The 13,242-nt window shown below is 70.4% G+C and carries 14 protein-coding genes and 3 tRNA genes; 2 read left to right on the top strand and 15 right to left on the bottom strand.

Annotated features, from left to right (window positions below; genetic code table 11):
• Positions 1 to 2 precede the first annotated feature (2 nt).
• The 10 genes from H1W00_RS05570 to H1W00_RS05525 all read right to left on the bottom strand — a co-directional run bounded on the left by H1W00_RS05570 (position 3) and on the right by H1W00_RS05525 (position 5,489).
• Positions 3 to 1,028 carry a UDP-N-acetylmuramate dehydrogenase gene (locus tag H1W00_RS05570; RefSeq protein WP_181756185.1) on the bottom strand — a complete coding sequence of 342 codons (1,026 nt, stop codon included), beginning with the start codon at positions 1,026 to 1,028 and terminating at the stop codon, positions 3 to 5.
• An 89-nt stretch (positions 1,029 to 1,117) separates the two neighbouring features.
• Positions 1,118 to 1,288 carry a 50S ribosomal protein L33 gene (gene rpmG, locus H1W00_RS05565; RefSeq protein WP_078699153.1) on the bottom strand — a complete coding sequence of 57 codons (171 nt, stop codon included), beginning with the start codon at positions 1,286 to 1,288 and terminating at the stop codon, positions 1,118 to 1,120.
• 67 nt (positions 1,289 to 1,355) lie between these two features.
• Positions 1,356 to 1,432: transfer RNA gene (locus tag H1W00_RS05560), tRNA-Met, on the bottom strand.
• A 29-nt stretch (positions 1,433 to 1,461) separates the two neighbouring features.
• Positions 1,462 to 1,534: transfer RNA gene (locus tag H1W00_RS05555), tRNA-Thr, on the bottom strand.
• Between the two features lie 86 nt (positions 1,535 to 1,620).
• Positions 1,621 to 2,646, bottom strand: a complete 1,026-nt coding sequence (locus H1W00_RS05550; RefSeq protein WP_181754391.1) for a quinone-dependent dihydroorotate dehydrogenase — start codon at positions 2,644 to 2,646, stop codon at positions 1,621 to 1,623.
• Between the two features lie 39 nt (positions 2,647 to 2,685).
• On the bottom strand, positions 2,686 to 3,207 hold the full coding sequence (locus H1W00_RS05545; RefSeq protein ID WP_338072837.1) for a class III extradiol ring-cleavage dioxygenase family protein: 522 nt from the start codon (positions 3,205 to 3,207) through the stop codon (positions 2,686 to 2,688).
• Positions 3,204 to 4,067: a dihydropteroate synthase gene (gene folP, locus H1W00_RS05540; RefSeq protein ID WP_181754389.1), complete on the bottom strand. Its 864-nt coding sequence runs from the start codon at positions 4,065 to 4,067 to the stop codon at positions 3,204 to 3,206. The genes H1W00_RS05545 and folP overlap by 4 nt, the downstream gene beginning before the upstream one ends.
• Entirely contained in the window at positions 4,064 to 4,993 is a 930-nt protein-coding gene (locus tag H1W00_RS05535) for a glucosyl-3-phosphoglycerate synthase (protein ID WP_181754386.1), read from the bottom strand. The genes folP and H1W00_RS05535 overlap by 4 nt, the downstream gene beginning before the upstream one ends.
• 21 nt (positions 4,994 to 5,014) lie before the next feature.
• Positions 5,015 to 5,317 carry a hypothetical protein gene (locus H1W00_RS05530; RefSeq protein WP_181754384.1) on the bottom strand — a complete coding sequence of 101 codons (303 nt, stop codon included), beginning with the start codon at positions 5,315 to 5,317 and terminating at the stop codon, positions 5,015 to 5,017.
• A gap of 90 nt (positions 5,318 to 5,407) precedes the next feature.
• Positions 5,408 to 5,489: transfer RNA gene (locus H1W00_RS05525), tRNA-Tyr, on the bottom strand.
• Positions 5,490 to 5,555: 66 nt separating this feature from the next.
• Between H1W00_RS05525 and H1W00_RS05520 the strand changes: the two genes are divergently transcribed.
• Positions 5,556 to 6,047, top strand: coding sequence for a YajQ family cyclic di-GMP-binding protein (locus tag H1W00_RS05520; protein WP_181754382.1), 492 nt, complete (start codon positions 5,556 to 5,558; stop codon positions 6,045 to 6,047).
• A 34-nt stretch (positions 6,048 to 6,081) separates the two neighbouring features.
• Here H1W00_RS05520 and H1W00_RS05515 read toward each other — a convergent pair whose 3' ends face one another.
• The 4 genes from H1W00_RS05515 to H1W00_RS05500 form a co-directional block, all read right to left on the bottom strand.
• Positions 6,082 to 7,764: an alpha-amylase family protein gene (locus H1W00_RS05515; protein ID WP_181754380.1), complete on the bottom strand. Its 1,683-nt coding sequence runs from the start codon at positions 7,762 to 7,764 to the stop codon at positions 6,082 to 6,084.
• 27 nt (positions 7,765 to 7,791) lie between these two features.
• A complete protein-coding gene (locus tag H1W00_RS05510; protein ID WP_181754378.1) occupies positions 7,792 to 8,754 on the bottom strand; it encodes a TIGR03885 family FMN-dependent LLM class oxidoreductase in 963 nt (320 codons plus the stop codon).
• Between the two features lie 180 nt (positions 8,755 to 8,934).
• The gene (locus H1W00_RS05505; protein WP_181754376.1) at positions 8,935 to 10,146 is read right to left on the bottom strand and encodes an MFS transporter; all 1,212 of its coding nucleotides are present in this window, start codon (positions 10,144 to 10,146) and stop codon (positions 8,935 to 8,937) included.
• A gap of 134 nt (positions 10,147 to 10,280) precedes the next feature.
• On the bottom strand, positions 10,281 to 11,015 hold the full coding sequence (locus tag H1W00_RS05500; protein ID WP_181754374.1) for a hypothetical protein: 735 nt from the start codon (positions 11,013 to 11,015) through the stop codon (positions 10,281 to 10,283).
• A 194-nt stretch (positions 11,016 to 11,209) separates the two neighbouring features.
• Between H1W00_RS05500 and rarD the strand changes: the two genes are divergently transcribed.
• The gene (gene rarD, locus H1W00_RS05495) at positions 11,210 to 12,148 is read left to right on the top strand and encodes an EamA family transporter RarD (protein WP_338072836.1); all 939 of its coding nucleotides are present in this window, start codon (positions 11,210 to 11,212) and stop codon (positions 12,146 to 12,148) included.
• Positions 12,149 to 12,252: 104 nt separating this feature from the next.
• On the opposite strand, the gene H1W00_RS05490 is transcribed toward rarD, so the two are convergent.
• The gene (locus tag H1W00_RS05490; RefSeq protein ID WP_338072835.1) at positions 12,253 to 13,239 is read right to left on the bottom strand and encodes a polyprenyl synthetase family protein; all 987 of its coding nucleotides are present in this window, start codon (positions 13,237 to 13,239) and stop codon (positions 12,253 to 12,255) included.
• Positions 13,240 to 13,242: the final 3 nt, after the last annotated feature.

Raw genomic sequence — 13,242 nt, 5'->3', positions numbered from 1 at the left:
CCCTAGAGCCGGTCGCCGCCGACGAGCACCGGCTCGTTGACCAGCCGGATCCCGAACTCGCGCTCGACTCCGTCGCGGACCTCGCGCGCCAGTGCCAGCAGGTCGGCCGTGGTGGCACCGCCGCGGTTCGTCAGGGCGAGCACGTGCTTGCCGGAGAGCGCCACGGGCCCCCGGCCGAAGCCCTTCTCGAAGCCCGCGTGGTCGATCAGCCACGCCGCGCTCGTCTTGACCGAGCCGTCGGCCTGCTCGAACCGGGGTGCCCCGGACGGCAGCTTCGCGGCCTCGTCGGCCGTGAGGATCGGGTTCGTGAAGAACGACCCCGCGCTCCACGTGTCGTGGTCCTGGGGGTCGAGCACCATGCCCTTGCCGCGCCGCAGCGCCAGCACCGTCTCGCGCACCTGCGCCAGGCGCGCGCGGGCGCCGACCTCCACGCCCAGGTGCCGGGCGAGCTCGGCGTAGCGCACGGGCGCGCTCAGCGCTCCGGCGAAGCGCAGCTGGAACGCCACGGTGAGGACCACGAACCGATCCGGCTCGTCCTTGAAGCGGCTGTGGCGGTAGCCGAACCCGAGGTCGGTGAACATCAGCGTGCGGACCCGCTTCTCGGCACGGTCCCACGTGCGGACGCTGACGATCGTGTCGGCGACCTCCTGGCCGTAGGCGCCGACGTTCTGGATCGGGGTGGCACCGACCGAGCCGGGGATCCCGGCGAGCGCCTCGACGCCCTCCCAGTCGTGGGCGACGGCGTGGGCGACGAAGTCGTCCCAGCTCTCCCCGGCCGCCACGGTGACCATCGCGCCGCTGCAGGCGTCGGCCGAGACGTCGATGCCGCGCGTGCGGACGAGCACCACGGTGCCCTCGAAGCCTGCGTCGGAGACCACGAGGTTGCTGCCGCCGCCGACCAGCAGGACGGGCTCCGCGGCCTCGTCCGCGGCGCGTACGGCGGCGATCAGCTCGTCCTCGGTGGTCGCCTCGACGACCGAGCGGGCCGGGCCGCCCAGACGGAGCGTGGTGACCTCGGACAGGAGCATGTCGGCGACGCTAGCAGGCACGATCGGGACCTCCACAGAACGCCGACGACCCCCGCGCCGGTCGGCACGGGGGTCGTCGCAAGACGGGTTCAGCGCGTTTCGCGGTGCGCCTGGTGGGCGTTGCAGCGCGCGCAGTACTTCTTGACCTCGAGGCGATCGGGGTCGTTGCGACGGTTCTTCTTGGTGATGTAGTTGCGTTCCTTGCACTCGGTGCAGGCCAAGGTGATCTTGGGACGAACGTCGGAGCTCTTGCTGGCCACGGTGTGCCTCTTCTGGTCGGTGCCCCACCCGTTGCCGGGCGGGAGGTTTGCTGCTGACTTGCCGGTCTGGTAGCTGGGGCGGGGCTCGAACCCGCGACCTCACGATTATGAGTCGTGCGCTCTGACCAACTGAGCTACCCAGCCACGGAGTTGCGAGTCACCTCGCTCCTCAGAGCCCCTTTACGGAATCGAACCGTAGACCTTTTCCTTACCATGGAAACGCTCTGCCGACTGAGCTAAAGGGGCAAGCCGACAAGTAAAGATACCGGGTCAGGTGCCGGGTTCCCAAATCGGGGTGGGCACGATGTCGATCCGCCTTGGTATCGCAGCGTTCATCGTGCTGCGACGGCGAGCCGGGAGGGCCACTTCGGGCCCCCGTAGATGAAGCCCGTGTACCCCTGGACGAGGTCGGCACCGGCCTCGATCCGGGCCCTCACGTCGGCCTCGTCGGTCACCCCGCCGACGCCGATCACGGTGAGCCCTGTGCCGGCGCGGTCGCGGATGCGGCGCAGCACCTCGACGGCGCGGTCGGCCAGGATCGGGCCGGACAGCCCACCGGCCCCGGCGGCGTCGACGACGTCGCGCGACGTGAGCAGCTCGGCAGGCCGGGCGATCGTGGTGTTGGTGGCGCTGACCCCGTCGAGACCCAGCTCGAGGACGAGGTCGGTGACCTGGTCGACGTCCTCGTCGGCGAGGTCGGGGGCGATCTTGACCACGAGCGGGACGCGGCGACCGTGGCTGCCGTCGGCGACGCCCTTGACCGCCGCGAGGATCGGCTCGAGTGACTCCACCGCCTGGAGGTCGCGCAGGCCCGGGGTGTTGGGGCTCGAGACGTTGACGACAAGGTAGTCGGCGTGCGGCGCGAGCAGGCGGGCGCTCTCGACGTAGTCCTCGGCCGCGCGCTCGGCCGGGACCACCTTGGTCTTGCCGATGTTCACCCCGATGACGGCCCGTCGGCCCGCTGCCGTGCCGCGCAGGCGGTGCAGGCGGGAGGCCACGACGGCGGCACCGTCGTTGTTGAAGCCCATGCGGTTGACGATGGCGCGGTCGTCGACGAGCCGGAACAGCCGTGGACGGTCGTTGCCGGGCTGGGGCCGCGCCGTGACCGTGCCGATCTCGACGTGCCCGAAGCCGAGGGCGAGCAGACCGAGCACTCCGCGGGCGTTCTTGTCGAAGCCCGCCGCGAGGCCGAAGCGGTGCGGGAACTCGATGCCCATCACCTCGACCGGTGACGGGTCGACCCGGTACGCGAGCCGGGACACGGGACGGCCCAGGCGGATCGCAGCGAAGGCGCGTTCGTGGATGCGCTCGGGATCCATGCGGGCGAACACGGAGTCGAAGAGCGCGTCGTAGGCCACGGCGACCAGCCTAGGACACGGCCTCCGTCGCGCCTCCGGTCAGGCTCGGAGCCAGGCGGCGACCCACCAGAGCACGCCGTGAGGGGCGTCGGCGTAGGGCACCGAGACCTGCCAGCGCCCGTCCAGGCCCTCCCCCAGCGCCGTGAGCGTCTTGATGCCCGAGGCCCACAGATCGGCGCCGAGCGTGGCGTCCAGGGCGGCCAGGCGGGCGCCGTCACCCGAGCGCAGCGCGAGGTCGACGGTGTCGTCGAAGTCCAGCGCGCGCTCGTCGAAGTGGCCCGGCGCCTTCTCGCTGCGCTTCGCGCTGCCGTTGGCCATGACGAGCAGGACCTCGGCGTCGGCGTCGACCGCGCCGTCGAAGCCGGCGGCGGCGAGCACGGCGCGGGCCACCGGCTCGGCGAAGGGGTCGTCGCCGACGACGGCCACGGAGTCGGCCCCCGTGACGACCGCGCGCACCGCCGCCACCGCGGAGACCCGCAGGTCGGCCACCGGGTCCTCCAGGCTCGCGTACCGCGGCAGGAGGGCCGGGACGGGCGGCACGACCACGAACCGGCGGATCACGCGAGGCCCCGGATCGCGCGCGCGGGCGGGCGCCGGCCCGCGATCGTCCAGGCCATGTCGACGACCTGACGGGTCTCGGGGACCTGGTGGACGCGGTAGACCCGCGCGCCGGCCGTGGCGGCGACGGCCGTGGCCGCGAGCGTGCCCAGCAGGCGCTCGCCCACCGGGCGGTCGAGGGTCTCGCCGACGAAGTCCTTGTTCGACAGTGACACCAGCACCGGCCATCCGGTGTCGACCATCTCGCCCAGGCGACGGGTCACCTCGAGCGAGTGGAACGTGTTCTTGCCGAAGTCGTGCGCCGGATCGATCAGGAGGCTCTCGCGCGCCACGCCCAGCGAGAGCGCGCGCTCGGCCTGCGCCACGGTGGACGCGATCGCGTCGGCCACCACGTCGTCGTACTCGATGCGGTGCGGCCGCGTGCGCGGCGTGATGCCACCGGTGTGCGTGCAGACCATCGCGACGCCGAACTCGGCCGCGACCTCGGCCAGCGCCGGGTCAGCACCGCCCCAGGCGTCGTTGAGCAGGTCGGCACCGGCCTCGCAGACGGCGCGGGCCACCTCGGAGCGCCACGTGTCGACGCTGATCACCACGTCGGGGAAGGCCGACCGCACGCGCTCGACGAACCCGACCACGCGGCGCTTCTCCTCGTCGGCGTCGATCTCGGCACCGGGGGCCGCCTTGATGCCGCCGATGTCGACGATCTCGGCCCCCTCTGCGACGACCTGCTGCACGCGCGCGAACGCCGAGTCCTCGGCCCACGTGGCGCCCCGGTCGAAGAACGAGTCGGGCGTGCGGTTGACGATCGCCATCATCAGCGTGCGGTCGTCGGCGAAGCGGTGGCGTCCGAGGCGCAGGGTCATCGGGCCACCTCGGCGAACGGCGGGCGCTCGGTGAGGTCGACGTCCTGGTGCATCGCCACGAACGCCCCCTCGAACGACCGGAACTGGCGCAGGGTGGCCTCGTCGGCGTCGGGCGCGCGACCGGCGCGCGACATCATCGCGGCCAGCAGCTGCACGGACATCGCTCCGAGGGCGCGCAGGGGCTGGTGGGAGTGCGCGCGCCGGCCGAGATCGACCTGGGCGATGGCACCAATCCCCTCGGCGTCGCTCACGTCGACGAGCGCGGCGAGGTCGACGCCGTACCCGACGGGCACGCTGAGGGAGGCCAGCGCGGTGCGGCGCACGGCCCACTCCCCCGCGAGCGGCTGGACCACGTGGGTGAGCTCGGGCCGCAGCAGCGCCAGCGCCGGACGGGCGACGAGCTCGGTGGCCCGGCCGCCGCCGTCGGGATCGTCGAGGGCGCCCTCGCGGTAGGGGCGCTCGTAGAAGCCCTTCACGAGCGTCACCGAGGGATCGGTCACCAGCGGCCCGAGCAGCCCGGTGACGAAGTGCGTGCCCCACTCGGTGAGGTCGGCGTCGACGAACACGAGCACGTCGCCCGTGGCCACGAACTGCGCCTTCCAGATCGCCTCACCCTTGCCCCGGTGGCTGCCGAGGTCGGGACGGATGTCGGCGAGGTGGTGGACGGTGGCGCCGGCCTGCGCGGCGAGGCGCGCGGTGTCGTCGGTCGAGCCGCTGTCAATCACCAGCAGCTCGTCGACGAGGCCCGCGTCACCGACGAACGCGTCGTGGATCCGGCCGGCGACGTCGCCCACGGTGGCGGCCTCGTCCAGCGCGGGGATCACGACAGTGACCCGGACGCCGGCGTCACGCTTCGCCCGCAGGAGTGCAGCGGGGTCCCACTGGTCCCAGCGGTAGGTCCTGCGATCGAACCACGTGTCAGCCACGCGCTCACCGTACCCGCGGGCTCAGCGGAGGTCGTCGTCGACGACCACGCCGCCCAGCAGCCGCTCAACCAGGAAGCGAGCCTGCGTGACGCTGGGCGCGGCGGCCTCGGCCAGAGGCTGCGGCTCGGGCTCGTCGTACCCCAGCCCCGCGACCGCGGCGTCCCACGCGGCGGAGAGCTCGGTCATCAGCGCGACCACCTGGTCCTCGTGGCGCTGGTGACGCGCCTCCTCGAGGAGGTCGAGCTCGTAGGCGTCGGGCACGAGCTCGTAGAGCCCGTGCAGGGTCGAGGCTTCACCGGGACGGCGATCGTCGGCGTGGCTCATGCCTCGACGATAGGGGCCCGGACCGACACTCGGCCACGCCGCGGCAACGAACGAGCCCCCGACCGTCTCCGGTCGGGGGCTCGCGTCACGTGGCAGGTAGAGGATTCGAACCTCTGTAGGCAATGCCGGCTGATTTACAGTCAGCTCCCTTTGGCCGCTCGGGCAACCTGCCGCGACAGTCTGCAAGATTACCCCAGCGTCCGGTGGACCTCGAAATCAGGGCGGCTAGGGTGGACTCATGGCCGATTCCTCGTTCGACATCGTCAGCAAGATCGACCGCCAGGAGGCGGACAACGCGCTCAACCAGGCGGTCAAGGAGATCGCGACGCGGTACGACTTCAAGAACACCAACGCCTCCATCGAGTGGAAGGGCGAGTGGGGCGTCGAGATCACCGCGAACGCCGAGGAGCGCGCGCTGGCCATCCTCGACGTCTTCCAGACGAAGCTCGTCAAGCGCGGCATCAGCCTCAAGACGTTCGAGGCCGACGACCCGCGCCAGTCGGGCAAGGACGTGAAGATCAACGGCACCTTCACCGAGGGCATCAGCACCGAGCAGGCCAAGAAGGTCAGCAAGTTGATCCGCGACGAGGGCCCCAAGGGCGCGAAGGTGCAGATCCAGGGCGACGAGCTCCGGGTCACCAGCAAGTCGCGCGACGACCTGCAGGAGGTCATCGCCCTGGTCAAGGGCGCCGACCTCGACTTCGCGGTGCAGTTCACGAACTACCGCTGAACCGCTGCGGTTGCCCGGTCGGGGCCCGTGTAGCTCAGGCCAGCCGGCGACCCTCCGGCGGCACGACACGAAGCCACCGGTAGCCGTAGCCGTCCATCGCGACCTCCGCCCGTCCGTCCGCGTCGAGCTCGGTGGCACCCGGCTGGAGCAGGTCGACCAAGCGGCAGCCGGCCTCGCATCCGGTGAGCTGGAGCGGGACGGTGCAGCGGTCCGGCGAGAAGTTGTGCACGGCGAGCATCCGCCGGTCGTCCCACCGGGACTCGTGAGCCAGCACGTTGCGGTGTGGCTGTTCGAGGATCGTGAAGTCGGACCAGCCGAGCTCGGGAGACTCGCGGTACCTGCGGATCAACAGCGCCACGAAGTTCAGGAGGGAGTCAGGGTCGGAGCGCTGGTCGGCGACGTTGACGTGCTCGGGGCTGAAGGGCCCCTCGACCACGGGCCATCGCAGGCGGGAGGGCGCCGCGCTGCTGAAGCCGCCGTTGCGGTCGGGGGACCACTGCATGGGTGAGCGGACCGCCATCCGTCCCTCGATCTCGAGGTTCTCACCCATCCCGATCTCCTCCCCGTAGAACAGGGAGGGTGTGCCGGGGAGCGAGAACATCAGGCTGTAGGCCATCCTGATCCGCCGTGGGTCGCCGTCGAGCATGGGCGGCAACCGCCGCCGCAGTCCGCGGCCGAAGAGCTGCAGCTCGGGGTCCGGGCCGAAGGCGGCGAAGACCTCCTGGCGCTCACTCTCACTGAGCTTGTCGAGCGTGAGCTCGTCGTGGTTGCGCAGGAACGACGCCCACTGGGCATCGGCGTGGATGGCCGGTCGTCGTTTCAGCGTGCGGGCCAGGGGTCGGGCGTCCTCGCGCGCCAGCGAGAGGTACAGGTTCTGCATGCCGACGAAGTCGAACATCATCGTCAGCTCGTCCCCGTCACGGCCGCCGAAGAACTTCTTCTGCTCCGGGTAGGGCAGGTTGACCTCTCCGAGCAGGATGCCGTCGCCCGTGCGCCGCCCGAGGAACGACCGCAACGAGGCCAGGTAGTCGTGAGGGTCGGCGAAGTCCTGCGCCTGGCTGTCCGAGACCCCCTCCAGACCGAGGAGGAATGGCACGGCGTCGACCCGGAAGCCGGAGATGCCGAGCTCGAGCCAGAAGCCCATCACCTTCGCGATCTCGTCGCGGACCTTCGGGTTGGCCACGTTGAGGTCGGGCTGGTGCTTGTAGAACCGGTGCAGGTAGTACTCTCCGGTGCGCGCGTCCAGCTCCCAGATGCTGTCCTCCTGGTCGGGGAACACCACCTGGTCGGAGGTGTCCTGCTCCGGTGCCTCTGCGCGCCACACGTAGAAGTCCCGGAAGGGCGAGCGCTTGCTCGACCGCGCCGCCTTGAACCAAGGGTGCTTGTCGGAGGTGTGGTTCACCACCAGGTCGACGATGACCCGGATGCCGCGGTCCCGGGCGGTCCGCACCAACTCCACCACGTCGCCGTGCGTTCCCAGCCGGGCGTCGACGCCGTAGAAGTCGGTGATGTCGTAACCGTCGTCGCGGTTGGCCGTCGGGTAGAACGGCATCAACCACAAGCAGGTGATGCCCAGCTCGGCGAGATAGTCGATCCGCTCGGTGACGCCGACGAAGTCACCGACTCCGTCACCGTTCCAGTCGAGGAAGGTCTCGACGTCCAGGCAGTAGACGACAGCCGTCTTCCACCACAGGTCTGCCGTGTCACTGATCCTCATCCGTGCCTCCCGGTGCGACTTACGTGTTCAGTGTCCCTGCAGCTGCGGGAGCACACGGTCCGCGAACGCCTCCTGGAAGACCTGCTGCTCCTGGCCGACGTGGTGCAGGTACAGCTCGTCGAACCCCAGCTCGACGTACTCGGCGAGCCAGGCGGCGTGCCGGTGGAGGTCGTCGGAGACGAGCACGACCTGCTTCACCTGCTCGAGTGGGACGTGCTCGGAGGTGATGTCGAAGGTCTCGGCGGAGTCGATGTCCCAGGATGCCGGCGGAGGAAAGGTGTTGGTGCGCCACTGGTCGTGGGCGATCGCCTCCGCACGGTGCATCGAAGGGTCCCAGGACAGGTGCACCTGCAGGCGCAGCGGTCCTTGGCCCCCGGCGTCGCGGTAGGCGTCGATCATCTGGCGCAGCTTGTCGTGGGGCTGGTTCACGGTGATCAGCCCGTCGGCCCACGCCGCGGCCTCGCCCGCGGTGGTCACGCTGACCGCAGGGCCGACCAGGTGTGGCAACGGGTCGGGCAAGGACCAGAGCCGCGCTCGGTCCACGGTGACGAGTCCCTGGTGGGTGACCTCCTCACCGGCGAGGAGGCGGCGGATGACCTCGACGCACTCCCGCACTCTGGCGTTGCGGACCTCCTTGGGTGGCCACGGGTCCCCGGTGATGTGCTCGTTCGAGGCCTCCCCCGAGCCCAGTGCGGCCCAGATCCGTCCGGGGAACATGGCCCCGAGCGTGCCGAGCGCCTGAGCGACGATCGCCGGGTGGTATCGCTGTCCCGGGGCGTTCACGACTCCGAAGGGCAGACGCGTCGTGGCCAGTGCGGCGCCGAGCCAGGCCCAGGCGAAGCCTGACTGGCCCTGGCGTTCGCTCCACGGCGAGAAATGGTCGGAGGACATCGCAGCGTCGAAGCCGAGCTGCTCAGCGCGCTGCACGTCCTGGAGCAGTTGTGCTGGGTGGATCTGCTCGTGCGAGCAGTGGACTCCGATGGTTGTCATGTCCGTGCTGGCCCCTACCGGTGTGGTCGAATCGACAGCGTGTGCAGCTCCTGCCGAGGGAACTCCTGCCTACCTGCGTATCAGATGCGACGCGCGAAGACGAGCGTCCGCTCGTCAGTCGCGGCTGGCGCGTCTCGCCACACCGTGTGGGCCGACGGACCGTGCAGCAGACTGCACCCACTACCGCTGAACGGTGACGCCTCGCTGGCGGGCCGCTCCGGCGACCAGGACCGCGGCCAGGAGCATGACCGCGGCCGACCCCGCCAGGGCCCACGCCGCGCTGAGCTCCTCGGCGGCGATCCCGAGCGCCACTCCCCCGGCCGATGCCGAGCCCAGGAACGCCATCGACGTGACCGACAGGGCGGTGGCCCGGTGCGCCTCGGTGACCCGGTCGTGCACGAGCGCGTTGTAGGCCGCGCCGAACGACGTGTGCACGAGGTAGCAGAGCCAGAACCCGGCCACGAGCGCGACGGGACCGCCGGCGATCGCCATCACGGCCAGACCCAGCCCCTCGGCCACCGCGAGGATCGGCGCCACCACGCCGGGGCCCACCTCGCGCAGGACGCGCGAAGCGACGGCGGCCCCGAGCGCTGCCAGGCCCCACGCGATCGACGAGACGACGCCGAGGACGCTGCCGGCGGCGGAGGTGTCGGTGGAGAACTCGGCAAGCCGGACCGGCATCAGCATCTCCAGGCCGGCCACGGCCACGCCGCACAGCAGCATCGCCGCGGTCAGCAGACGCAGACGGCGGCCGAAGGCCACGCGCACACCGGTCGCGAGGGTGTGCCGCCATGCGGCGGCGGTGGTGGGCTCGGTACGGGCGACCGGCTCCATCAGCAGCCGGGCGGCGACGACCTGGACCACGACGATCCCGATCGCCAGGACGTAGGGCACCGCGAGGGAGTCGCCGGCCGACCACGGTGACACGTACAGGAGCCCGGCGGACAGCAGCGAGCCGATCGCGATCGCCGCGCTGATCACGCCGCCGGCCGTGGCCAGCGCCGAGGGCACCTCGTCGGCGGCGCCGCGCGCGTTCTCGGCGTCGACGAACCACGACTCCAGCGCGCCGCTGTCGAGCGCGCGGAAGAGCCCGCTGACGCCCCAGGCGAGAGCGAACGCCAGCACCGACTGCGCGGCGAGCGTGAGCGCGTAGGCGGCGATCGCCGCGACACCCGACGCGATGAACACCGGCCGGCGGCCCCAGGAGTCGGCCAGCGCGCCGCTGGGGACCTCCATGACGATCACGACGATCCCCTGGGCCGCCATCGCGATACCGATCTCGGCGATCGTCAGGCTGCGCTCGAGCGGCAGCAGCAGCGCGACCGGCATGAGCAGGCCCGTGGCGAGCCAGCGCAGGCCGAGCAGCAGCAGGAACCGTCCGCGCACCCCCATGCCCCGACTCTAGGGGCCACCCAGCGGGTGCATGGCCCTTCGCGGGACGTTGACGCACCGTGCGGCGCGCAGGTAGAGCGACTTCAGATCCGGGCTCTGCGCAGCAACCGCCGCTGTGCCGGCACTGGGACCACTCAGACGATCTCCTTGTAGATGGCCTCGTCCACGGGGACACTGTCGAACCGGGTGTAGCTCACGTAGAGCACCGACACCCGCCGGCTCGATGCGCACATCTTGTAGTCGACCGTCTCCATCGCCGCGCTCTCGCCGTAGACCTCCTGCAGGTGCAGGACGTAGTCGGCGGTCTCGTCATCGCCTTCGAAGTAGAAGAACCAGTACATGTCCTCGAGACTGATGGAACCGTCACTCGCGCCCACCTGGGCCATGAGCGCCTCGACCTCGGGCTTGAATGAGCCGAAGGCCGTGTCCGTTCCGACGACGATGGCGTTGTAGTCGGCCATCGTGGCGCAGTTCTTGGCACGCTCCCGGACGCTGTACGTGAACGTCGCGGACTTCGCCTTCTTGCCCGACCACTTCTTGGTCTTCTTAGTCTTCTTGACCTTGAAGACCACCTTGGTCGTGACCTTGTACTTGCCTGCTGTCACCCGCACCGAGCGGCCGGAACTGCGAACGGATCGGCCCGCCTTCGTGGTGCCCTGGACCGTCACCTTGGACGAGATGATCTTCGTCCGTGGTCCTTTGCGGTACTTCGGCTTGATCACCGTCGATGCGTCAAACGCGGGGATGGCGACAGACGACTTCGAGATCGAGACGCCCGGCTTCTTGGCTGCGGCTTGGGCGGGGCTGCCCAGTCCCACCAGTCCGACGGTGACGAAAACGACGATCAGGGCATGAAAGAGACGACGCACTGCGAGCACTCCCGAGAAGTTGCGGGCCAGGTCCGGCCGTTGAGCGATGGTGGCCGGAACTTTACATATTCGCCGGTGCCCATTCAGGCGATTGGCAGAACGTGCCGCCAGTCTGTCCATCGCGGGTGTGCGTCCAACCTGGGAACGTCCCGAAACGACCCGCTGGAATCAGAAGTCGGACCAAGGTGTTGGGTGTGACTGTGGCGACCTCGAACACCGACTCCAAGGCCGGGCTGATCTACGGCACGGCGGCGTACCTTTGCTGGGGATTCTTCCCGCTCTACTGGCCCCTGCTGGAGCCGGCGTCGCCCTACGAGGTGCTCGCCCACCGCATCGTGTGGACCCTCGTGTTCTGTGTGGGCCTGCTGACGATCACCCACAAGTGGGCGGCCTACCGGTCGATCCTGGGCCAGCGCCGCCTCATGATGCCGCTCGCGCTGGCCTCGGTCGTCATCACGCTCAACTGGGGCGGCTTCATCTACGGCGTGACGAACGGCCACGTGATCGAGACGAGCCTCGGGTACTTCATCAACCCCCTCATGACCGTGCTGCTGGGCGTCTTCCTGCTGGGCGAGAACCTGCGAAGGCTGCAGTGGGTGGCCGTCGGCCTGGGCATCCTCGCGGTGGTCGTCCTCACCGTCGACTACGGCCGGCCGCCGTGGATCGCGCTGCTGCTGGCCACCAGCTTCGCCACCTACGGGTTCCTGAAGAAGCGCGCCAATCTCGGCACGATCGAGGCGCTCTCGGTGGAGACGACGATCCTCACGCCGTTCGCGATCGCCTACCTCGTCTTCCTCGCGATGACCGGAACGCTGGCCTTCGGCCACGAGGGCACCCTGAACACGCTGCTGCTGATGGGCACGGGCGTGGTCACCGGGATCCCGCTGCTGATGTTCGGCGCCGCCGCGACCCGGCTGACCCTGACCACCATCGGCATCCTGCAGTACCTCGGGCCGATCCTGCAGTTCATCTTCGGCCTGACGATCTTCGGCGAGGAGATGGGCGCGGCACGGTGGGTCGGCTTCGTGATGGTGTGGTCCGCGCTGGTGATCTTCACGTACGACGCGATCAGCACGCGGCGCCGCGCCAAGCGGACGGTCGACGAGTGCGCCGCGGAGTCCACCGCGATCTGAGGATCCGTCAGCTGGTCGTCACCATGGCGAGGAGCGAAGCGACGAGGGGGTCGGCCCGGCGGAGCCGGGAGTGAGCGCGACGCGGAGCGAGCGCGTCCGACCCATCAGCCCAGGCGCTGGGTGGAGCGGGTGCAGATGTCGTCGAGCGCGTCGCGGGCGGGGCCCGCGGGCAGCTTGTCGAGGAGGGCACGGGCCGCGTCGGCCTCGGCGCGGACGTAGGCGCGCGCCTCGTCCATGGCCGGGTGCTCCCGCAGCGCGCGGATGACCCACTGGACGTCGTCCTCGTCCTCGATGGGGCCCGAGAGCAGGTCGCGCAGGCGCTCGTCACCGGCGACGGGGTTCGACTGCACCAGCAGCGTGGGCAGGGTGGGCACGCCCTCGCGCAGGTCGGTGCCGGGCACCTTGCCCGAGTCGTCGGCGTCGCTGGCGACGTCGATGATGTCGTCGGCCAGCTGGAAGGCCACGCCGATCCGCTCGCCGAACTCCAGCAGCGTGGACTCGACGTCCTCGCCGGCACCGGACATCATGGCGCCGAAGCGCGCGGCGGTGGCGATCAGCGAGCCGGTCTTGTCGGCCACGACCGAGAGGTAGTGCTCGAGCGGGTCGTCGCCCGGGCCGGGACCCAGGGTCTCGCGGAGCTGGCCGTGCACCAGGCGGGCGAACGTCTCGGCCTGGATGCGCACCGCATCGGGGCCGAGGTCGGCCACCAGCGAGGACGCCCGCGCGAAGAGGAAGTCACCGACGAGGATCGCGACGGAGTTGTTCCAGCGCGCGTTGGCGCTGGGCGCCCCGCGGCGCATGGACGCCTCGTCCATCACGTCGTCGTGGTACAGCGTGGCGAGGTGGGTCAGCTCGACCACGACGGCGGCGGGGACGATGTCCTCGCGCGTGGGGTCGCCGAACTCGGCGCACAGCACCGTGAGCAGCGGCCGGAAGCGCTTGCCACCGGCCTGCAGCAGGTGCGAGGACGCCTCGGCGACGAGCGGCTCCGGGCTGTGGGCGGACGTGATCAGCAGGTCCTCGACCTGCTGCACCCCCGCGGAGACACGCTGCTCCAACGCGTCATCCGCGAACGACCCGACGCTGGCCACGTC

The organism is Aeromicrobium phoceense (assembly GCF_013868155.1).
In the GTDB taxonomy this organism is placed as follows: Bacteria; Actinomycetota; Actinomycetes; order Propionibacteriales; family Nocardioidaceae; genus Aeromicrobium; species Aeromicrobium phoceense.
Note: the sequence above shows the minus strand (reverse complement) of the source record. Positions and strands in the feature narration are given on the sequence as shown.

Excerpts from the sequence above, each read along its gene's own strand:
- H1W00_RS05510 (WP_181754378.1), bottom strand. The coding sequence starts at position 8,754 with ATGACAACCATCGGAGTCCACTGCTCGCACGAGCAGATCCACCCAGCA.
- H1W00_RS05530 (WP_181754384.1), bottom strand. The coding sequence starts at position 5,317 with ATGAGCCACGCCGACGATCGCCGTCCCGGTGAAGCCTCGACCCTGCAC.
- H1W00_RS05505 (WP_181754376.1), bottom strand. The coding sequence starts at position 10,146 with ATGGGGGTGCGCGGACGGTTCCTGCTGCTGCTCGGCCTGCGCTGGCTC.
- H1W00_RS05520 (WP_181754382.1), top strand. The coding sequence starts at position 5,556 with ATGGCCGATTCCTCGTTCGACATCGTCAGCAAGATCGACCGCCAGGAG.
- H1W00_RS05515 (WP_181754380.1), bottom strand. The coding sequence starts at position 7,764 with ATGAGGATCAGTGACACGGCAGACCTGTGGTGGAAGACGGCTGTCGTC.
- folP (WP_181754389.1), bottom strand. The coding sequence starts at position 4,067 with ATGACCCTGCGCCTCGGACGCCACCGCTTCGCCGACGACCGCACGCTG.
- H1W00_RS05570 (WP_181756185.1), bottom strand. The coding sequence starts at position 1,028 with ATGCTCCTGTCCGAGGTCACCACGCTCCGTCTGGGCGGCCCGGCCCGC.